Origin of the sequence: Alteromonas sp. P256 (assembly GCF_036864455.1) — a bacterium.
In the GTDB taxonomy this organism is placed as follows: Bacteria; Pseudomonadota; Gammaproteobacteria; order Enterobacterales; family Alteromonadaceae; genus Alteromonas.
This window is the reverse complement of sequence record NZ_JAZETM010000001.1, coordinates 182,308-204,338: the sequence shown is the minus strand read 5'-3', so window position 1 is coordinate 204,338 and position 22,031 is coordinate 182,308. Positions and strand designations below refer to the sequence as shown.

The 22,031-nt window shown below is 43.6% G+C and carries 16 protein-coding genes, 1 other RNA gene and 1 pseudogene; 16 read left to right on the top strand and 2 right to left on the bottom strand.

The annotated features are described in order from the left end of the window. Positions 1 to 59 precede the first annotated feature (59 nt). From phhA to maiA, 4 genes are all read left to right on the top strand, one after another. On the top strand, positions 60 to 860 hold the full coding sequence (gene phhA, locus V7R39_RS00860; RefSeq protein ID WP_334027247.1) for a phenylalanine 4-monooxygenase: 801 nt from the start codon (positions 60 to 62) through the stop codon (positions 858 to 860). Positions 861 to 1,110: 250 nt separating this feature from the next. Further along, the gene (gene tyrR / locus V7R39_RS00855) at positions 1,111 to 2,667 is read left to right on the top strand and encodes a transcriptional regulator TyrR (RefSeq protein WP_334027245.1); all 1,557 of its coding nucleotides are present in this window, start codon (positions 1,111 to 1,113) and stop codon (positions 2,665 to 2,667) included. 234 nt (positions 2,668 to 2,901) lie between these two features. Beyond that, positions 2,902 to 3,912: a fumarylacetoacetate hydrolase family protein gene (locus V7R39_RS00850; RefSeq protein ID WP_334027243.1), complete on the top strand. Its 1,011-nt coding sequence runs from the start codon at positions 2,902 to 2,904 to the stop codon at positions 3,910 to 3,912. 37 nt (positions 3,913 to 3,949) lie between these two features. Next, positions 3,950 to 4,603: a maleylacetoacetate isomerase gene (gene maiA, locus V7R39_RS00845; RefSeq protein WP_334027242.1), complete on the top strand. Its 654-nt coding sequence runs from the start codon at positions 3,950 to 3,952 to the stop codon at positions 4,601 to 4,603. A 74-nt stretch (positions 4,604 to 4,677) separates the two neighbouring features. On the opposite strand, the gene V7R39_RS00840 is transcribed toward maiA, so the two are convergent. Continuing rightward, positions 4,678 to 5,145, bottom strand: a complete 468-nt coding sequence (locus tag V7R39_RS00840) for an Lrp/AsnC family transcriptional regulator (RefSeq protein WP_032094572.1) — start codon at positions 5,143 to 5,145, stop codon at positions 4,678 to 4,680. A gap of 193 nt (positions 5,146 to 5,338) precedes the next feature. Between V7R39_RS00840 and V7R39_RS00835 the strand changes: the two genes are divergently transcribed. Together V7R39_RS00835 and ffs are read left to right on the top strand one after the other, a co-directional pair. Beyond that, positions 5,339 to 6,397: a Glu/Leu/Phe/Val dehydrogenase dimerization domain-containing protein gene (locus V7R39_RS00835; protein ID WP_334027239.1), complete on the top strand. Its 1,059-nt coding sequence runs from the start codon at positions 5,339 to 5,341 to the stop codon at positions 6,395 to 6,397. Positions 6,398 to 6,480: 83 nt separating this feature from the next. Further along, positions 6,481 to 6,577, top strand: an RNA gene (gene ffs / locus V7R39_RS00830) — signal recognition particle sRNA small type. A gap of 242 nt (positions 6,578 to 6,819) precedes the next feature. Here ffs and V7R39_RS00825 read toward each other — a convergent pair. Beyond that, positions 6,820 to 7,089 (bottom strand): annotated as a pseudogene (locus V7R39_RS00825) (late competence development ComFB family protein); the annotation flags it as partial. A gap of 238 nt (positions 7,090 to 7,327) precedes the next feature. Here V7R39_RS00825 and V7R39_RS00820 point away from each other — a divergent pair. From V7R39_RS00820 to V7R39_RS00775, 10 genes are all read left to right on the top strand, one after another. Further along, positions 7,328 to 8,419, top strand: a complete 1,092-nt coding sequence (locus V7R39_RS00820) for a tryptophan 2,3-dioxygenase family protein (RefSeq protein ID WP_334027237.1) — start codon at positions 7,328 to 7,330, stop codon at positions 8,417 to 8,419. A gap of 347 nt (positions 8,420 to 8,766) precedes the next feature. Next, positions 8,767 to 11,706 carry a TonB-dependent receptor domain-containing protein gene (locus V7R39_RS00815; RefSeq protein ID WP_334027235.1) on the top strand — a complete coding sequence of 980 codons (2,940 nt, stop codon included), beginning with the start codon at positions 8,767 to 8,769 and terminating at the stop codon, positions 11,704 to 11,706. A 519-nt stretch (positions 11,707 to 12,225) separates the two neighbouring features. Next, entirely contained in the window at positions 12,226 to 15,126 is a 2,901-nt protein-coding gene (locus V7R39_RS00810) for a TonB-dependent receptor domain-containing protein (RefSeq protein ID WP_334027233.1), read from the top strand. A 65-nt stretch (positions 15,127 to 15,191) separates the two neighbouring features. Further along, on the top strand, positions 15,192 to 16,097 hold the full coding sequence (locus V7R39_RS00805) for a class I SAM-dependent methyltransferase (RefSeq protein WP_334027231.1): 906 nt from the start codon (positions 15,192 to 15,194) through the stop codon (positions 16,095 to 16,097). A 5-nt stretch (positions 16,098 to 16,102) separates the two neighbouring features. Beyond that, entirely contained in the window at positions 16,103 to 17,941 is a 1,839-nt protein-coding gene (locus V7R39_RS00800) for a putative 2OG-Fe(II) oxygenase (protein WP_334027229.1), read from the top strand. 32 nt (positions 17,942 to 17,973) lie between these two features. Continuing rightward, positions 17,974 to 18,672, top strand: a complete 699-nt coding sequence (locus V7R39_RS00795; RefSeq protein ID WP_287010119.1) for a 2OG-Fe(II) oxygenase — start codon at positions 17,974 to 17,976, stop codon at positions 18,670 to 18,672. 296 nt (positions 18,673 to 18,968) lie between these two features. Further along, positions 18,969 to 19,730 carry a DUF3450 domain-containing protein gene (locus tag V7R39_RS00790; protein WP_334027225.1) on the top strand — a complete coding sequence of 254 codons (762 nt, stop codon included), beginning with the start codon at positions 18,969 to 18,971 and terminating at the stop codon, positions 19,728 to 19,730. 6 nt (positions 19,731 to 19,736) lie between these two features. Next, positions 19,737 to 21,095, top strand: a complete 1,359-nt coding sequence (locus V7R39_RS00785; RefSeq protein WP_334027223.1) for a MotA/TolQ/ExbB proton channel family protein — start codon at positions 19,737 to 19,739, stop codon at positions 21,093 to 21,095. A gap of 1 nt (position 21,096) precedes the next feature. Next, positions 21,097 to 21,621: a MotA/TolQ/ExbB proton channel family protein gene (locus tag V7R39_RS00780; RefSeq protein WP_334027221.1), complete on the top strand. Its 525-nt coding sequence runs from the start codon at positions 21,097 to 21,099 to the stop codon at positions 21,619 to 21,621. Positions 21,622 to 21,632: 11 nt separating this feature from the next. Next, positions 21,633 to 22,031 carry an ExbD/TolR family protein gene (locus tag V7R39_RS00775; RefSeq protein WP_163105330.1) on the top strand — a complete coding sequence of 133 codons (399 nt, stop codon included), beginning with the start codon at positions 21,633 to 21,635 and terminating at the stop codon, positions 22,029 to 22,031.

The window sequence follows — 22,031 nt, the reverse complement described above, 5'->3', positions numbered from 1 at the left end:
AAGCGGTTTTTGGTTAGACTACAGGTCACGTAATAAGCAACTCATTGGTTTTAGAAGTTATGCCAAAAACAACTCAATACGCATCGCGAGAATCTGACGGTAGCGGCCATATCGCCTGGTCTAAAGAAGAAAACCAAATATGGTCAGAACTTTATTCAAGACAAATACCCTTGGTAAAAGAGCGCGCCTGTGATGAATATATCGAGGGGTTGAGATTGCTTAACTTGAGCGAAAATTGTATTCCTCAATTACCCGATATCAACCGTGTATTGTTAGAGCAAACTGGCTGGCAAACCGCAGAGGTTCCCGCACTAATTCCATTTGGTGAGTTTTTTCGTTTGCTAGCAAATAAGCAGTTTCCTGTGGCGACGTTTATCCGCTCACGTGAAGAATTTGACTATCTGCAAGAGCCGGATATTTTTCACGAAGTATTCGGGCATTGTCCACTACTGACTAACCCTGCGTTTGCGCACTTTACCCATACCTACGGAAAACTGGGGCTGGCAGCGAGTAAGGAAGATAGAATTTACTTAGCGCGCCTTTACTGGTTTACCGTTGAGTTTGGCTTGGTAAAAGCCAAAGACGAGCTGAAGATTTACGGCGGTGGCATTCTCTCTTCACCGGGTGAAACTATTTATTCGCTAGATAGCGACATACCAGTAAGAAAGCCACTAACCGCCATCGACGCCTTAAGAACCCCTTATCGTATCGATATCATGCAGCCACTCTATTACATTTTGCCAGAGTTTGACCATCTGTTTGAATTAGCTGAAATGGATATCATGGCGTTGGTAGAAAAAGCGAAGTCTCTTGGTTTGTTCGCACCCTTGTTCGAACCAAAAGAGAAAAAAGCAGGCTAGTTTTTGAGAGCGTTCGCACGCAAGCGAAAAAATTACATTTATTAAAAAAGAATACTGAATAAAAAAATACTGATAAAGAAGAATATCTGGCACGAAGGAGACGACACAGTCTCCTTTTTTACCCGCCCCATGTCGTACCCCATTGCTTACAAACTCTCAGTTTTTTAATCTTTAGTAACAATTATCGTGTTATCTTTTTGTAAAAGTGTGATATCTTGTACATAAATCTTTACAATAATATACATGCCCTATGCGCCTAGAAATCAGTTGTCAGGACCGCCTTGGTATCGCCCAAGATGTTCTGGATATTCTCGTGACTAAAGAAATAGACCTTCGGGGAATCGAAATAGACCCTATAGGCAAAATCTTCCTCAATTTTCCCAATATAGAATTTGAAGACTTCCAGCATCTCATGCCTCAAATTCGTAGAATAGACGGTATAGATGACGTAAAGACCACGCTTTTTATGCCAGGGGAAAGGGAGAAAAATCAGCTTTCAGCAATACTACGTACGTTACCAGACCCGGTTTTCTCTGTTGATGCCAAAGGCAATATTTTACTGTGTAATGAAGCAGTCAGTGCTGGCTTAGAGCTGCCTGCCAGTGAAATCAACACAATGGAGATTGCTGAGGTTGTTAAAGGGTTTAACTTTACGAAGTGGATGGATGGAAAAAGTCCGGGCCCTCAATCTTCAAAGGTGAAGTTTATTCAGCAGGATTATCTAGCCGACATGCTGCCTATCACGGTAGCGGATGGAGAAAAGAAAAGTATCATGGCTGGCGCGGTGGTCATTTTAAAATCCGAGATGCGCCTTGGCCAGCAGTTCACCGCATTTCACCAGTCGCCCACAGACAGTTTCGACCGTTTTGTAACAGAGTCATCCTTTATGAAACGTGCGGTTCACGAAGCCAAAAGAGTGGCAGATCTGGACGCACCTATCCTTATATTTGGTGAAACAGGCACAGGTAAAGAAATGATCGCGCGTGCCTGCCATCAATCGAGTCGACGCAGTGAAGGGGCATTTTTAGCATTAAACTGCGCCTCGCTACCCGACAGTGTTGCAGAAACTGAGCTTTTCGGTTGTGCAGCAGGAACCTATAATCAGTCTAGCGGCAAAGTCGGCTTGCTCGAGCAAGCAAAAGGCGGCACCTTATTGCTTGATGAAATTGCTGATATGTCCTCGCAACTGCAAGCAAAACTACTACGAGTGCTTGAAGACGGTGAGTTCAGACGCGTAGGGGATGTAGAGCCTGTTTCTGTAGATGTACGTTTTATTTGTACTACTTGCCGCGACTTAGGCCAACTGGTAGAAGAGGGGCGCTTCAGAAAAGAGCTTTACTATCGCCTAAACGTCTTAAGTCTAGTAATGCCGTCGCTAAAAGATAGGCGTCAAGACATTGTTCCTCTGGCAGAGTCTTTTATCTTGCAGCACAGTACCAAGCTGGGTCGACGACCTGCTAAATTAAGTAAGTCCTGCGTCGACTTTTTGCAGCAGTATCCTTGGCCAGGAAACGTTAGGCAGCTGCAAAATGCCCTTTATCGTGCGCTTTCTTTGCTTGATGGCAAAGAAATAACCAAAGAAGATATTCAGCTTCCAAGCTGCGCCCCAAGTGTTACCTATATTGATGAGAATTTTGAGGGTACGCTGGATGAAGAAGTGAAGAAGTTTGAGAAAGACCTATTAAAGCGCCTATACCCGTTTTATCCAAGTACCAGACAGCTTGCTAAAAAGCTGGGCCTTAGTCATACCGCCATTGCTAATAAGCTGCGTGAATATGGCATTAATAAGGCGACAGTTAAATTGTAGAGCGCTCACTTTTCGCTGTTGCAAGCGTGTTGTGATAAGTTTACAGCACCCTTGCAGCTAGCGTCGGCAGGTCATTGCCAGCAATTCTTCCTTACTCCCCGTACATCCTTTCTTACAGCTTATTAAAACTTGTGGCGGTGCGCACTTCTCTTTCCCCTACATGTAATGGCATAACTGTGCTTATACTAAAGCAAACGTGCCCTAATTTACTTAGTGCTTATCGAGGAAAAAAGAATGAAGCTTGCTACATACAAAAATGAAACCCGCGATGGGATCCTTATGTTGGTATCACGAGATTTGTCTAGAGCGTGTGAAGTGTTAGATATAGCGCCAACAATGCAATATGCCCTCGATAATTGGCAAGAAGTTGCGCCGCAGCTACAAAGCCGATATGAACAGTTAAATAATAATGATGGTGACAGCGTGCAATTCGATTCAACTCGCTGTGAGTCTCCCTTGCCTAGAGCGTTTCAATGGGCAGACGGCAGTGCTTATGTCAATCATGTTGAGCTGGTGAGAAAAGCACGGGGTGCTGAGATGCCAGAGAGCTTCTGGACCGATCCACTGATGTACCAAGGTGGCTCTGATGATTTCATTGGGCCAAATGACGATATCATTTTGCCTAGCGATGACTGGGGAATCGACTTTGAAGGCGAGGTTGCCGTGGTTACCGACGACGTGCCTATGGCATGCACACCAGAGCAAGGCGCTGAGCGCATTCGGTTAATCATGCTGGTAAACGACGTTTCACTTCGCGGCCTAATTCCAGGTGAGTTAGCCAAAGGGTTTGGCTTTTTCCAATCCAAACCAGCCTCTAGCTTTTCACCCGTAGCGGTTACGCCTGATGAACTCGGTGATGCGTGGCAAGATAACAAAGTACATCTGCCGTTGCGCTCGACTTACAACGGTGAGCTGTTCGGTAAGCCTGAAGCAGGGCAAGACATGACTTTTGATTTTGGTCAGCTTGTTGCCCACGCCGCTAAAAGCCGTAACTTAGGTGCAGGGGCCATCATAGGCTCGGGAACTGTATCGAATAAGCAAGGCACCGAGCACGGCTCAGCAATCAGCGAAGGCGGCGTCGGTTATTCCTGTATTGCTGAGGTGAGAATGATTGAGACAATACGAGATGGCAAGCCAGCCACACCGTTTATGCAGTTTGGCGATCGTATTCGCATGGAAATGCTTGATGAAAGTGGCGTCAGTATTTTTGGTGCTATCGAGCAGCAAGTTAAGCCTTTGCGCTAAATCTATCAATCGTTAACATGTGTAGAGGAACAATAAGATGAGTATTAAGCTTCACGGTTACTGGCGATCTACTGCTACCTATCGCGTGCGTATCGCGCTTAATTTAAAAGGTGTGGACTACGAATATGTACCGGTTCATTTAGTGGCCAATGGCGGTGAACAGCACAGTATGGATTACGCCCGCCTAAACCCGGCTCATCTTGTTCCTACATTCGTGGATGAAGATGAAGACATTATCTTGAATCAATCGTTAGCCATCATAGAGTATCTCGATGAACGCTATGAGAGCGACTTTCGTTTAATTCCAGAGCATAAAACAGAGCGTGCGCGAGTAAGGGCACTTGCCCAGGACATTGCTTGTGACATTCAGCCTGTGGGAAACCTTCGTGTGTTAAATGCATTAAAAGGTACGTTTAATGCCAGCCAAGATGATGTGTCTGTATGGGCAGCCCATTGGATAACATTGGGTTTCAATGCTATTGAAAAACGACTGCAAACTCAGTCAGGTAAGTATTGCTTTGATTTTGACGTAACCATGGCCGACATATGTTTAGTGCCTCAAGTTTACAATGCGAAGCGCTTTAATATTGATATGGACCAATATCCTCTGATTAGCAAAATCGCGGACAACTGCAATGCCCTTGAAGCTTTTGAAAAGGCTAAGCCAGAAAATCAAATCGATGCTAGTTAACGTTTGGTATAGAAGAAGCTTTGGGTTTGATTTATAGCTAAAAAAGGGGCGGTTTTTACCGCCCCTTTTTGTATCTACTGACGCTTGATAGGAAGCTCGGTGGTGTTTTTCACTTGCTTAAGTGCAAATGTAGAACTGAGGTGGTCAACTAACGGTAAATGTGTCAGTTTTGTTTTTAATAAAAACTCATATTCTTCGATACTTTCTACAATGACTTTAAGCAAATAATCCTTCTCGCCGCTCGTAGTATGACACTCCACGATTTCATCAATATTCTGCACTGCCGTTTCAAAATCTGTCAGTGAGTCACCATCGTGATTTTTAAGGGTAACATAGATAAAAACAGACACACCAAGGTTAAGTTTTTTGCTATTTAGCAAGGTCACTTTTCCTAGGATAATACCATCTGCTTCCATTCGCTTCACACGTCGCCAGCACGGAGTATGAGAGAGCCCGACTTGCTGGCTTAAATCAGCCATAGAGACGGTGGCATCTTGCTGTAGGACGCGTAAAATCTCACGGTCAAATTTATCTAATTTCATAAGAGTTATGTCCATCGTTTTTATGATGTTCATTATATAGTAAAAAAAATTATAGGATAGCTGTCCTAGTAAAATAGTGTTCATTTCTTTTCCGTTTCGGTTTGTAAAAACCACATGAGAAACTCGCAACGCTTGTCCTCAGCGTATTCAGCTAGACTAGTCGAATTAAACAGCAAATAAAAATAGGGAACGTATGTCAGTCTTCGATCATTCAGAATTTGATAATCACGAGCACGTGGCTTTTTATCACGACGAAAAAGCGGGCCTTAGTGCCATTATTGCAGTGCACAATACCAATCTTGGACCTGCACTCGGAGGTTGCCGCATGTGGCCATACGTGAACAGTAGTGAAGCACTTACGGATGTGCTTCGATTATCAAAGGGGATGACATATAAAGCAGCGCTTGCCAATTTAGAGTTGGGCGGCGGCAAGTCAGTCATTATTGGCGATCCTAGAAAAGCAAAAACACCAGAAATGATGAAGGCAATGGGTAAATTTGTAGATTCTCTAGGTGGTAAGTATTTCACCGCAGAAGATTCTGGTATTGCTGTAACTGACTTACAAACAATGGCTGAAGAGTCTGACTATATTGCTGGTGTCAGCGCGAAATATCACTATGCAGGTGAAGTACCAAATGGCAACCCAGCCCCTTCTACAGCCTATGGCGTATACGTTGGCTTAAAGGCGTCTGTTGAGTTTGGATTAAAGCGCAGCCTAGATGGTGTTTCAGTGGCTATTCAAGGCATGGGGCATGTTGGCTACAGACTGGCTAAGCATTTACATGAACAGGGCGCAAAGCTTTATGTTGCAGATATCTTCCCTGAAGGCATAGAAAAAGCGCAAAAAGAATTTGGCGCAACCGTAGTAGCGCCAGAAGATATTCTAAGTTTAGACGTAGACGTGCTCGCACCATGTGCATTAGGCGCTGCAATTAACGATCAAACGCTGCCAGATATAAAAGCGAAAGTCATTGCGGGCGCGGCAAATAACCAGCTTGCACGAGAAGAAATGGGCGAGTTGCTAAGCAAGCGTGGCATTCTTTACGCACCTGATTACGTTATTAATGCCGGCGGTGTTATCGACATCTTCCATCAGCGCATGGCATCGAGCTCAAATGAAGCATTGCGTGCTCACATTGAGCAAATCGGCGACACGCTTAAAGAAATATATGAGCGCGCGGAAAAGGAAAATACGGCGACTAACCGTATTGCTAATGTGATAGCTGAAGAGAGATTTTCTAATAAGGCTTGAAACTTAGCATTCAAATAGTCATAATGCGCCCCGCAATGAGGAGGGCGCTAGCTACTTTCTAATTGCAGTTTTCTATGGTGGGCTTTTGGTCCTCCCGCAATGATACTCTGTGAACTCGGTCAGGCCTGGAAGGGAGCAGCCGCAGCAGACGACTCATGTGCCGGGATGTGGCTGGAGGCCCGCCACCCAAACCTCCTCCAATATGTCACTGTCAATTTTCTTGTTCTAAGCTCTTTTGAATCCACATTCTTTGTTTCACCATCTAATGCAAGCTCGCTCAATGTAAGCGCACTTGACAAAGCGTTCACGATTACGACGATAGAACTAAGCTAATCGTTTTTTAAGTCTTCAGCCGCTAAATTTAAAGAAGCTTCCGTTTCTATATTCTTAGATTCAGTATCTTCTGAGTCTGCCCCATGTGGCTTTTCATTCTTTTCAGCATCGTTCAAAAAACGCAGCGCCTTGCTGATTGCATATTCTACGTTCATTTCCATTTGTCTACGTTCGCTTTGAGGTAGATAAAATGCCATGTCTACTTCAAAGCGGATATATCGCGGCGGTACTTGGTTTAACGCTAAGCAGCATAAGTCGGCCAAATAATCCGCTGTTTTGGTCTTATCAAGGCCAAGCTTCGCAATTCGCTCTAACACCAAATGCTCGTAATAGTTATGAATATCATCATCGAGTTTCATTTTACTTACCTCAAACACAGTGAGTATCGACGGTTACAGGCGATACTTCTTTTAAAAATTGAACAGTATTTTATACGCCCTTAACTTACTGAATAGGGAGTGCTCTGTCACTATAAAGGTATAGCCTGTATTCTATATAAGTCGAGTAGGTGAGACTGAATCTCGAACCTTTAACTATCTCAAAAGCAGTCAAAAACACGCAAAATAACTAAAAAAAGCAATTACAGAGAAGAACACGATGAAAAAGAATATCGAACCCTGCTACTACGGTGACTATTTACAGCTGGATAAAATTCTTGGTGCACAAAAACTCCAAAGTGCGAAATATTCAGATGCGGCCCATGAAGAGATGCTGTTTATCATAGTGCACCAAGTTTACGAACTCTGGTTTAAACAAATATTGCACGAATTAAACGCAACCATAGATACCTTTAATCAAAAGGTAGTAAAAGACCAACAGCTCACACAAGTTGTCCACCGTCTTCAGCGAGTCATAACCATACAGCGATTAATGAACGATCAAATTGCTGTAATGGAAACTATGACACCACAGCAGTTCCTGTCATTCAGAGATTATCTTGTACCTGCGTCTGGCTTTCAAAGCATCCAGTTTAAGCGTTTAGAAATATCGCTGGGATTAAAGCGTGAGTTTCGGGTGGATTTTGATAAGCAAAGTTTTTATAGCCGGTTAAGCGACGATGACAGAGCATTGTTAGAAGGCTTAGAAGCGAAGCCAAGTTTATTTGACCTTGTCGATAAATGGCTATCGAGAATGCCGCTGCTAAAAACAGATGACTTTGACTTTTGGCATTATTACAAACAAGCCACCGATGAAATGCTAAGCGACGACCATGAGACGATATCAACCAACGATACGCTGTCGACAACAGATAAGCGCCAAGAGTTAAAAGACTGGCAGTCGACTAAGGAAAACTTTGATGCGCTTTTTGATCACGCAAAATTTGAAGCGCTTCGCAAAGAAGATAAGTTTAGGTTGAGTCACGAGGCGTTATTGTCTGCACTATTTATAAAGCAGTATTCAGAAGAGCCCGTTTTTAATCTTCCATTTCAGCTTATCACTGCACTGACTGAAATTGATGAGCAATTAACTATTTGGCGTTATCGCCATGCCATGATGGTACAGCGAATGCTCGGCACAAAAATTGGAACAGGGGGCTCATCGGGACATCACTACTTAAAGCGGACTACCGAATCAAATCGCATTTTCCTCGACTTCTTCAACATGGCGACATTCCTTTTGCCCAAGGATGAACTGCCAGAGCTACCTGATGCCATCAAACGTAAACTCGGTTTTTACTTGAGTGAGTAAAAAGGAGAGTGCCAGCAAAAATAAGTAAAATAGACGCAAAAATAACAAAACGTGTCGTCAAAGTACGAAAAGCCGAAATGCTGCTGTATGAAATATGTACATTGTATTAAATCTACACAGAAACCTGAAAAAAATGTAATGAGTACACTTTGTGTACTCTAGGCTTTACGTTTTCTAGCTTTGTTAAAAAATAAATTGAACTTTTCAGCTTACACTTGTTACTGCATGTATTGACCCCCGACCTTTTTTTGTATTTAGTAAAGCACAGGGCTAAGCCCGATCATAAAAAGTTCGTAAAAACGAAATAAAAAACACACAAATAAAGTAATAGGTCCAGGGAGACTTACATGTTTAAAAATTCTAAGTTGGCTACGTCAGTCAAGTTAGCTTGCGTATTGGGTTCTGCACTCGCAGTATCTGCAAGCAACCTTGCCATGGCACAAGAAGCAACGAATGACAAAGCTGCTGAAGAAGCAGTTGAGAAAATCTCGGTAACAGGCTCACGTATCGCCCGTGCCGAACTTTCTACTCCAGCCCCTATCGTGTCAATTGGCGCAGAGCAACTTGCCCGTTTCGATACTCCAGATTTGGGTAGTATATTGGCAGAGCTACCAGCAATAGGTGCAGGCTCAACACTTATCGGAAATAACAACAGCAACGCGAATGCAGGCTTAAGTTCTCCAGACTTGAGAAATTTAGGCGAGAATAGGACTCTTACTCTAGTAAACGGTAAACGCCACGTTGCTGGTGCGCCTGGCTCATCTGCGGTTGATACCGGTACGGTTCCAGTATCACTTATCAAAACGGTTGAAGTAGTAACAGGTGGTGCATCGGCAGTATATGGTTCTGATGCAATCGCTGGGGTTATCAACCTTGTGATGCGTGATGACTATGAAGGCTTCGAAGTGAATGCCCAAGGTAGTACAGATACCAACGGTATTGGCGTTGAAAGCTTCCGCTATAACTTCCTCGCGGGTGCAAATACGGATGACGGACGTGGTAACGTTACCTTCTTCGTTGAAAACCAAAGAATTTCAGAAGTTCTCGAACCGGAACTACAGCAAGCGAGAGCATTTGGTACGGTCATTAATCCAGATGATACAGCGGAAGACGATGGAATTGCAGATAGACTGACAGTACCTTTTGTAGGTTCAGAGTTTATTAACAACTTCACCGTTTTGAACCCATTTGGTGGTGGTCCTCGCATTACCTTCAATCCAGATGGCTCACCGGTTGACCAGGTTTCTCGTGATTTAACAAACAGCTTTGCATTCGGTAACTTCTCTGAGCGATTTGACACAGTATTCTTTGGTGAAGACTTTGTTAACTTTACGCCTAAGCAAGACCGTGTAACGGTTGCATCAACGTTTAAATACGATATAAACGACAATGTTCGTGTATATGGCGATATTAAATATGTTGATACTGATATCGAGCAGCAATTTCAGCCATCGTTCAGATTCGGTAATATCACTATTGATGTTGAAGACAATGCGTTCCTTGATCCAGCCACTAGAGGGCGTCTTCTTGACGGCGGTCAAACAAGTGTGAGCGCGGCGCGTTTCTTCACTGATATCGGTAACCGTTCTGCATCTAACGACCGCTCTATGTTTAGAGTTGTGACTGGCTTTGAAGGCTTCGTGGATGTTGGTGACACCATGTTAGATTACGATATTTCGTATAACTATGGTCAAACAGACAACACTCGTCGTACGCTTAACGACCTAATCCCAACCAACTTTGCAGCAGCGGTTGATTCTGTTATCGACCCTGAAACTGGCTTAGCAGCTTGTCGTAGCCAAGTGCCTTCAGCGCAAGGTGAAGACTATGAAGATCCTGCACTAGTTAATGGCGACAACTGTGCGCCATTTAATCCGTTTGGTTTCAACCAGGGTTCAGATGCGGCTAAAGATTTCATTTCTGGCAATGTAACGCGTGAAGACAGCATTTCGCAAGAAGTCTTCTTGGCGCAATTCTCATTCGACACGTCTGCGTTCCTAGAGCTACAAGGTGGCGCGATTGGCGTTGCATTTGGTTATGAAAACAGAACTGAGACGTCTGAAACAACGACTGATGAATTTACAAAGGCAGGTTTCTTCCTAGGCGCAGCGACGCCAGATGAAGAAGGTAGCTTTGATGTCGATGAATTCTTTATGGAAGTTCGTCTTCCTATCTTAGCGGACATGGAATTTGCGAAAGAGCTGTCTATAGATGCTGCATTCAGAACGGCTGATTACTCTCATGCGGGTACTGCCGATGCTTGGCAGGTTGGTTTAGTATACGCACCGTTTGATGACGTTAGAGTACGTGCACAGATTGGTGAAGCGGTACGAGCACCTAACGTGAGTGAGGCATTTAGTCCTCAATCACCAGGTTTCGCTAATATCAACGATCCGTGTGATGCCGACAACATTTCGGAAGATCCAGATAGAACGGCAAACTGTGCTGCCTTGGGTATTCCTGCAGGCTTCCAAGCAAACGATAACGTAAGTATTGACATCATTTCTGGCGGTAACCCAAACTTAGATTCTGAAACAGCGAAAAGCTTTACTTACGGTATTGTGTATACACCTACGTTCCTTGAGAACTTCTCTGTTACATTAGATTACTATGACATTGAAGTAGAGGATGCGATTACGTTTATCCAGCCGCAGGATATCCTAGACCTTTGTGTTAATGGTTCTGCCGGCTTAGACGAAGCATTCTGTGGACAAATTACACGTGACCCTACCACTAACGATGTTGCCCTTGTAACGTCTGGTTTTGCCAACGCAGGTGCTCGTACGTCACGCGGTGTTGATTTCCAAGTTCGCTACCTTGCTGATTTAGCAGATTTTGGCTTAGACCTTCCTGGTGAAGTTAGATTTAACGTGTTTGGTACAAGAAACCTTGAGCTTAACCTGTTCGCGTTCCAAGACCGTCCAAATGAAGCGAATGCTGAAGCTGGCGAAGTGGGTGATTCACGGGATCAGCTAAACACAAGCGTTGACTACAACGTAGGTGATTGGAACTTCAACTGGTCAAGCCGTTTCCTTGAAAGAGCAGCGCGCTTCGACGTTACACCTGAAGAACTGGGTGGTGCAGGTTCAACTGAAGATTTGGATATTCCATTCGTTGGTTCAATTTGGACTCATGATTTAGGCGTTCGTTACAACGTGAACGACGACACTAGCGTATTCCTAAACATGCGTAACGTGTTTGATAAAGTACCTCCGGGTTACACGTTCAACCCACTTTACGACTTGGTGGGCCGCAGAATAACAGCTAGCGTTCGTATGAGCTTCTAAGAGCTCCTACTAACTAAAGCGTTATTTTATAGAATTAAATTGAAAAGCCTGCGCAAGCAGGCTTTTTTTTGTACCAATTTTTATTCCAATAGTGTCCCGCTTATGACGTGTCTATTGTAAAACGCATCTCACAACAGGTCATTCTCTTCGATACACACCGCTTACTCTAATTCCTCTGTTAAATGCCGTTCTCAATGCAATTCTGCGGTTAAAAAAAATACAAATTGATCAATTACGACTAGCGGCATCGCTAAAAATGAAATTTTTTTTAAAATGTAATCAAAAAACGTAACATGTTAAATAATTTGAGGTTTTGTAAATTTCGTATCTTTATTTGTACAAAATTTGCAAATAAGTGAAAAAAAATTGAACTTTCTACCTGTTTCGTAATGCGTGGTGTGTTGACCGCTCGCTTGTGTTGTGGGTATTATCCGGCTTGAGGTTTCCACCTTGACTATAATAAATCGTTCTAAACGACTCATAACTACCTCAGACAGTAGGTAGACCAGGGAGACATACATGTTTAAAAAATCTAAAATCGCCACTTCTATAAAGTTGGCGGGTGCTCTTAGCTTTGCAGCTGCTGCAAGCATCAGTGCACCGGTTTTCGCTCAAGAAGACGCTCAAGTTGATGAAAAGAGTGTAGAGAAAGTTCAGGTTGTTGGTTCGCGTATCCGTAAAGTTGACTTCGTAAGTAACGCACCAGTAGCAACAGTTGGTATCGAGCAGTTCGAACTAACTAACTCAGTTAACACTGAAGCTCTTCTTAACACATTACCGCAAACTATCCCGGGTCTTGATCGTTCATCGAACAACCCAGGTGGCGGTATCGCTACTGTTGACCTTCGTGGTCTAGGTACAAACAGAACATTGGTTCTAATCGATGGTATCCGCGCTGTACCTAGTACTTCAGGTGGTACGGTTGATATTAACACTATCCCAGCGGCACTAATTGAGAACGTTGAAGTTCTTACTGGTGGTGCATCAGCGGTATACGGTTCTGACGCGGTAGCTGGTGTTGTTAACTTCTCACTTAAGAAAAACTTTGAAGGTGTAGATTTCAACACGAGTTTTGAAACCACTGAAGAAGGCGATGCTGAAATTTGGAACGGTTCACTAACGCTTGGTGGTAACTTTGCAGACGACCGTGGTAACGTAGTTGTAAGCATGCAGTACACTGAGCGTTCAGCGCTTTTTGCCGACTCGCGTGCAATTTCTAGCATAGCGCTAGACGATGCAACAGATGAAAATGGTAACCTTTTCCTTGAACCATTTGGTTCATCAGGTGTTCCTGGAACGTCTATCTTTACTGCTGGCTTACCAGAATCATTTAATAGCGGTGCAATCTTCAATCAAGACGGTACGATTCGTCCGTTCGTTCAAGGCGGCGCTACAAACGACTTCTATAACTTTGCACCAGTAAACTACCTTCAGTTACCGCAGCAACGTCATAATATTACGGCAATGGGTCACTTTGAAGTAAGTGATACTGCTGAGCTTTATATGCGCGGCAGCTTTGCAAACAGTGATGTTCCACAGCAGCTTGCTGCGACGCCTATTTTCCAAACGTCTACGTTTACACTAGATGGCAACCCTTTCATCGACCCAAGTGCACAGCAGATTTTGTCTGACGCAGTAGGTGGTGACGTTGACACTGATGGCGACGGCATTGCTGATGAAGGTACTGCGTTCTTACGTCGTCGTCTTCTAGAAGTTGGTCCACGTATTGTTGAAGACGACAATACTATGTTCTCAATGCTTGGCGGACTTCGTGGTTCTTTCGGTGATTCAGCATGGACGTATGACGCATACTTCCAAACTGGCCGTGTAAACCAAAACTCTATCCAACTTGGTAACGTAAACCGCGGTCGTTTCGACCAAGCGCTTCTTTTAGCGACTGACGATAATGGCGATGTTATCCTAGATGCTAACGGCAACCCTAGCTGTGCCGACTCAGGTGCGAACGGGTCAATTGTAGGCTGTGCACCGATGAACTTGTTCGGTGAAGGCAATATTTCTGCTGATGCAGCTGATTTTCTTCGTACACGTGTTAACTCTACATCAGAGTACGAGCAAAAGCTGTATGGCTTTAACATCAGCGGCGACACCATGGATTTCTTTGAACTTCCAGGTGGTCCAGTTGGTTTAGCATTTGGTTTTGAACGCCGTGAAGAGAGTTTCTCTTTTGACCCGTCTCAAGATTTAGCCGCCGGCACAATTGCAGGCTTTAACGGTTCTGCTCCAGTATCTGGTGAGTTTGACGTAAACGAGTACTTCATCGAAGCATACGTGCCGCTTGTAGAAGGTCTTGAGTTTGCTGAACTTATCGACTTAGAGCTAGCCTATCGTTACGCTGACTGGTCAACAGTGGGCGGAGTAGACGCGTTTAAAGTAGCTGGTTCATGGACAATCAATGACGTAGTTCGTGTACGTTCAAGCTTCAACCGTGCAGTACGTGCGCCAAACATTGGTGAATTGTTCTCTCCTCAGAACGAAGGCTTCCCTTCTGCTGAAGATCCATGTTCTTCACAAGCGTCTGATCAATCTGCTGCTGTTAGCGCAATTTGTACAGCCACTGGTGTTCCAGCAGGTGCAGTATTTACTCCTACATTGGACGCAGTATCGGGTCAGACTCGCCAAGTAAGTGGTGGTAACCCGAACCTTCAAGAAGAATCTGCTGATACTATGTCACTTGGTTTAGTTATTACTCCAATGGACGACCTAAACGTATCAATCGATTACTTCGACATTGAAATTGAAGATGCAGTATTCGGCTTTGGTGGTGGTACTAACAACGTACTACAAACGTGTTATGACCCAGAGAATGAGCTAGGCGGTGTTGGTTCAGCATTCTGTGACGTGGTAAACCGTCGCCCTGATGGTTCAATTGATTTCGTAGAAATCTTAAGCCAGAACGTAGGTTCAATTAAGCTTACTGGTTTTGACGTTGTTGCCGATTATGCTGCGGAAGTAGCTGGTGGTAACATGCGTGTTAATTACTTAGCAACATACACTACTGAAAGTTCATTCCAGTCATTCGCTGGCTCTGACATTGTTGATTGTGCTGGTACATTCGGTAATACGTGTGGCGAGCCTACTCCAGAATACGTTCACCGTATGACGGTAAGCTGGGGCATGGACGACTTCGACGCTCAATTATTATGGCGCTTTATCGGTGCCACTGAAGATGATGATGCAGCCGAAGTATACTTCCAAGAAGACACTGGTTCATTCAGCTACTTCGACCTTTCTGGTACATACCACCTAGGCGAAAACTATCGCTTGAATGCAGGTATTCGTAACTTGTTCGACCGTGAAGCTCCACGTTTTGGTGGTAATGCTGAGCAGTCAAACACTTACCCTGCAACATACGATGTGTTCGGTAGAACTTACTTCGTAGGTTTTACTGCTAGCTTCTAAGCTTAGTTGTTAGACAAAAAGGTGGGCATTATTGCCCACCTTTTTTTTTACGTAAAAGGTAGATAATGAACTCAAAAGAAGAGTGGAACCAATATTGGAACAGTGCCAGCGCACCTCAATCCGATGCGTTGTTTACAGATGCTGACGGTAAAGCGATAAAGGATTTTGTTGTCTTTTGGGAAGACTGCTTTAGCAGCAGTGATAAAGACTCGCACATCCTCGATGTAGCATGTGGTTCTGGTGCGTTATTCAAAAGTGTATCCCACTTGCCCTTTAGCAATATCGCGGGGCTTGATTGCAGTGAACATGCGCTAGCGCTTTTTACAGAAGCCTTTCCTCACTCCCGCACAATTCTAAACTCATCTAACCAGCTTCATAGCGACGTTATAGGTACCTTTGACACGGTGGTAAGCCAGTTCGGAATTGAATACTTGGGTAAAGAAACGTTAGCCAAATTGCCGTCGCAGCTAAAGAAAGACGCAGAATTTGTCGCGCTTTGTCATTATCAGGATGGACACATTCACAGCCGTTATACCGCTGAAAAAAATGCGCTTGTGTTGCTGTATGAATTAAAGGCAGTTGAAAAAGCAAGACAATTGGTAGCTGATTTATTTGTGAACCCAGACAGTGCGTTGCCGTCGATATCAGCTTACTTCACAACCCTTGAGGCTAACAAGCAGCATTGGAATGCGGGGGCTTTGCATTTTATTCAAGGTGCTTACCAATTGCTTGGAAACTATAAGCAATACAATAAGAGTGATATTGTGAATTGGATAGAGGGTATGGATAAGCAACTGCAGCTTGCGTATCAAAGAGTATCGGCTATATGTGACGTTGCCCTTTCAAAGCAAGATGTAGACGATATTATTGCTATCTCTAATCAAGACCGCCAGTCTTGGACAGCCAAGCCCTTTTATATGGCTAGCAGTAAACTTCCCGTAGCATGGGAACTAAGATTCAAAAAAGTGTAGTAACTATGTACGACCTACAAAAAACCTTGAGCCTGCATCAAGAGGGTAAATTAGATATTGCGGCAAAGAGCTACCAGGCTTTGCTCGCAAAGAGCCCTAATGATATCAATGTCAATTTTCTGTATGGAAAACTGCTCAACGACACACAGCAACCTAAGCAAGCAGAGGCATTATTGCGTAAAGCGTATAATGCAGTGTCAACAAATATGGGCATATTAACAGAATATGCAAAATGCATGTTGTCGTTAGGTAAAGGCGAGGACGTTATTGGCCTACTGTCGAATCATTGTAAAATGTCAGTAGAGCTATCAAAGCTCTTTCTTAAAGCGCAGCACCTTGTGTGTAGTACTACCGAACTTACCGAGCACTATCATCAACAATTATCTTATTGGAACGACTCAAGCAGTCTGATGATAGCGATGGCTCAGCTTTATGATGATAGGGGAGAGCTCACTGCTGCATGTGATATCTATCTCAAGGTTCTCAATAAAGACCCTAACAATATATTAGCCCTTCACAATTTAGCCACAATCAAAAGACGGTTAGAGTTGCCTAATGACGCTCTTGCGTTACTTGAGCGAGCACAAACTCTGGGCCTCGACTCTTTTCAGTTGCACCATAATTTGGGTAATGCTTTTTCTGATCTCAATGATATCAACAGCGCAATAGCCGCATACTCAAAAGCGATATCTCTTAACCCCTATTATATTGATAGCTACAAAAATTTAGCCGCACTTTACAGTGAATCAGGCGAAATTGGCTCTGCAATTGCGCTGTATGAAAACGCTATATCTGCCAATACGATATCTAAAGACATCATTTTAGAATTGATTAGAAGCTATTTACGTGTGGGAAGCTCTGAAAAAGCAAAATTGCTGATTTCAAAATATTTTTCTGCTAGAAAGGGCCCTTCAAAAGACAATGTTGATTTACACGACAATGTCGATTTATACGATAATGACGAAGACATTGCGCTGGTTAATGCCGAAATAAAATATCTAGAAAATGATATTGCAGGTGCTTTTGATACGCTATTTGACACACTAGGAGATATAAAGTCAGACAAGGTCGTGCTTCAATGTGCAAAGTATGCAATCCAAACTAACAATACGCCGTTTGTTCGAGAGTATATGCCTGAACTCACGAATAAAAAAGATAGTGCAGTGATGGCGAAAGCCTATCTGACTCTTGCCGAGCGTTTGTCAGGCCAAAACGCGCACAGACAAAGTTACTGTCACTATGAAAGCCTAGTAAAAACCTATGAACTTCCCGATGCCATATCCCTTGACGGTGCCGCCGACTTTTGTAATAGGCTTAGTACCTATCTGTCATCTCAACACACTGCTACATCAGCGCCTTTGCAACAGACACTAAACGGCGGAACGCAAACTAGGGGAAATATATTTTCTCAGTCTGACAACGAGCTCATAGTGTGCTTAAAAGCATTTTGCGAACAGTCAGTTAAAGATTATGCAAGCGAAATTGATAGAGTCGCGAATCCTCATCCATACCTCCCCGCGTTGTCTAACGACATAAAATTTGTTGGTGCCTGGTCGGTAAATTTAAGCAACAAGGGGTACCACACCAATCACGTACATCCAGAAGGCGACTTGAGTGCGGTGTTTTATGTGGACATACCCAGTCATCTTAATGAAAGCAATGAAGAGGGGCATCTTGTGTTCGGCAAACCTAACTTTGAATTGCCACAATATTTAACCCATGAATATTCAGTCATGCCAAAAGTAGGCAAGCTGGTGATATTTCCTTCTTACTTTTGGCACGGGACAATCCCTTTTCATTCATCAGAAAAACGACTGACCGTCGCCTTCGATGTTTCATCCTAATTAACCTACTTCAAATCTTTGACGAGTAACTAATGAATACCCCTTTTAACAATGACATAGACCTGAGTAAATTTAAAAAGACCTTCGCCGATAATGGTAAAATAAGAGTTAACGACATATTGCCATTTGAAAATGCTGCCCATTTATATCAAGCGCTGAGTGAGCGATTTGTATTTGATAATGCAATGGCGATAGATGGACAAAATATTGTTGTGTCGCCAGATGAGTGGAAAGCGCTTAAAGACGAGCAAAAAAAGCAGACTTACTTCAAATTGATGGAAAACGCGGCAAAAGGAAATGGATTTTCCTACGGAAGAAAATACATTACAGATGATGAGTCTGACGAACTTATTAAGTCCTTTTATACGGCTTTAAACGGTGAGGATGTTCTAAACGCGATGAGCGAACTCACTGGCGTTGGAGAACTCAATTATGCCAGTATGCAAGTGACGCGCTTTATACCCGGACAGTTTCTCACTCGCCATAAAGATGTTGTAGATGCTGAGGGACGTAAATTAGCTTATGTTTTCAATCTATCTCCCGAATGGCATCCAGATTGGGGAGGACTTCTTCAGTTCTTTAATGAAGATGGTTCTACCAGTGAAAGTTGGACCCCAAACTTTAATACGCTCAGTCTGTTTACCGTTGAAAATATTCATAGCGTGACGTATCTAACGCCGTTTGCTAAAAAACCAAGGTTTTCAATAACAGGCTGGTTTGGTAAGCGATGATAGTGAGGTGAGCGCTTATTCTCAGAGTTTATTTACAAAGTAACAGTACACAAAATGCAAGGTTGGCATAACGTTTGTTTTTTAGTCAGACAACGCCTCATTTCAGTGGTGTAAACATAGTGTTGCTTGACTAACCCTCACATTCCGTGTGAGTATAATAGGTTCGTAGTGCTGGTTAGCGCCTCATGTACTACATATTTGAAACAACATTGTAAAAATTTAATACGCCCCTTGCCCGAATATTTTCCTATCGGCGAGGATTCAAATAAGAAATTTGGTTGGGAACTATGTCCAAAATGAGCAAGAGAACTCTTATTGCTTCTACTGTTATTGGTGCATTCGCACTAACAGGTAGCGCAGTCTCTGCAGATACCCTTGATGATCTTCACAGAGAAGAAGCAAAAATTCACGCGGCTGCAGCGAAATCGCAAGAAAAAATCAACACGTTGTTTGAACAATCTCAAGAACTACTTGTTGAGTATCGTCAAACAGTAGACCAGACAGAAAACCTCAAAATCTACAATGATTATCTAGCTAGCCTTGTTGCTGACCAGCAGCGCGGCATCAATTCATTGCAACGTCAAATTGACAGCATTGAAGAAACTAAGCAGGGCATCGTTCCGCTTATGTTCCGCATGATTGATAGTTTAGAGAAGTTTATCAAACTAGATCGTCCTATCCACTTGGACGAGCGTCTTCAGCGCGTTGAGCGTCTTCGCGACTTAATGGCAAACTCTAACGTTACTGTATCAGAACAGTTCCGCCAGGTGCTTGAAGCGTACCTAGTAGAAGTTGAATACGGTACTAAGATCAATTCATACCAAGGTACAATCGATGATGCAGGTACAGAAGTAACTGTTGATTTCTTTAACCTTGGACGTGCAGCACTGCTTGCGCTATCTCTTGATCAAACTCACGCCTGGGTTTGGAACAACGAGAGCCGTGCATGGGAAAAACTTGGTGATGAATATCTTTCATCAGTTGTTGATGCAGTTAAGATGGCTAACGGCGTAATTCCTGCAGACCTCATCAAACTACCAATTAGTGCAGCGGAGTAATAGTTAATGAAACCAGTATTCAAATCTCTTTTAGCCGCTGTGACAGTTGCAGTTGCGGCAACCGGAGCACAGGCTCAGGAAGCAAAGAGCCTTAAGGATCTGCTTGACCAGGTTCAGCAAAACCGTGTTTCTGAAGCACGCTTAGATAAGCAACGTGAGGCTGAGTTTCAGTCTGCTCGTGCTGACAAGCAAGCGCTTCTAAGAAAAGCACAAAATGAACTAAAAGCAGAAGAAGATCGTGGCGATCGTCTACAACAGCAATTTTCTGACAACGAAGTTACGTTGAATGAAAAAGCGGCTGAACTAGACCAAGCTACAGGTACTCTTGGTGAAATGTTTGGTGTTGTACGTCAAGCGTCATCAGAAGCATTTGGTCGTATTTCTACGTCAATTGTAAGTGCTCAATACGCAGGTCGTGGTGAGTTCCTTGCTGCAATGTCAGAAGATTCAAAAGGTCTTCCTAACATTCAAGAGCTAGAAGACCTATGGTTTGCACTTCAGAAAGAAATGACTGAAGGCGGTGAAGTTGTTAAGTTTACTACTGAAGTTGTAAACTTAGACGGCGGTTCATCTCAACAAGAAATCGTACGCGTAGGTACGTTTAACCTTGTCGGTGCAGATGGTTACCTTGCATACGATTCAGAAGCAGAAGTTGTACAGCCTCTTGGTCGTCAGCCAGATGGTCACTTCGTATCATCAGCAAATGACTTAGTATCTGCTACTTCTGGCCTAGTTCCTTTTTATGCTGACCCTTCTCAAGGTGCGATCCTTGGTCTGTTAAAGCAAAAAGCAACGATGTCTGAGCGCTATCACGCTGGTGGACCGGTAGGTTACACAATTACAGTGATGCTAATTATCGGTTTGCTTATCGGTGTTTACAAGCTAATCACGCTTACAGTTGTCGGCGGCAAAATGCGCTCACAGCTTAAAAACGTAAACAATCCGTCTGAAGGCAACCCCCTTGGTCGTATCCTTAAAGTCTACGGCGAAAACAAAAACGCTGACGCAGAAAACTTAGAACTTAAACTTGATGAAGCTATCCTTCGTGAACTTCCACGTATCGAAAGCGGTATCAACGTAATCAAGATCTTCGCAGCAATTGCTCCTCTACTAGGTCTACTAGGTACAGTACTTGGTATGATTGAGACATTCCAAACCATCACATTATTCGGTACTGGTGACCCACGTATGATGGCAGGAAGTATTTCAATGGCTCTTGTAACTACAGCTCAGGGTATTATTGCGGCACTACCGTTAATTCTTACTCACAGCATTGTAGCTTCTCGCAGCAAGTCAATCATCCATATTCTTGATGAGCAAACTGCGGGTATCGTAGCTGCTCACTCAGAGTCGGAGAAGGCGTAATATGAATTACCTGATTGGATTATCTGAATCGGTCAGGGACTTTATCGCTACCGGCGGTGACGTGCTGTATTTCGTCGCTGCCGCGCTCTTTCTCATGTGGGTTTTAATGATTGAGCGTTATTGGTATTTAACCTCTGTTTTTCCAAAGGTGAAGAAAGACATCATCGCTAAATGGGATGCACGAGCAGATACTACTTCATGGTATGCGCATAGAATCCGTGACGCGTGGATTTCTCAAGCGTCAGACGACTTAACCGCAAGAATGCTTATCATAAGAACGATTATTGCAATGTGTCCTCTAATCGGACTACTTGGAACAGTAACCGGGATGATCAGCGTTTTCGAGACAATGGCCACACAAGGAACTAGTAATGCGCGTTTAATGGCATCTGGTATCTCAATGGCTACAATCCCGACAATGGCGGGAATGGTAGCAGCGCTATCTGGGCTGTTTATCAGTTCACGTCTTGAAGCGAAAGTGAAGCTGGCAAGAGAAGGGCTAGTTGATAGCCTGCCACATCATTAGAGAGAGAGATTATGCCTCGAAAAGTCAGAACCGAGGAAGAAGATGCACAGATTGACATGACTCCTATGCTGGACATTGTCTTTATCATGCTTATATTCTTCATCGTTACCACTGTTTTCGTTAAAGAAGCAGGGATTGAAGTTAACAAGCCAGACGCGAGTCAGGCGGTTCTTCACAAAAACGCAAACATCTTTATCGCCGTAACGGAAGATGGAAATGTTTGGTTAGACAAACGTGAAGTAGCGCCAGATAGCGTAAGAGCGAATATAGAAAGACTGCTTACCGAGCAGCCAACTGACTATGTAATCATTCAAGCTGATGTTAAAGCGAAGCATGGTTTAGTAGTTGAAATCATGGATCAGGTCAAAGCCGCTGGCGTTGACCGAGTCTCGGTAGCGGCAAGGGGATAA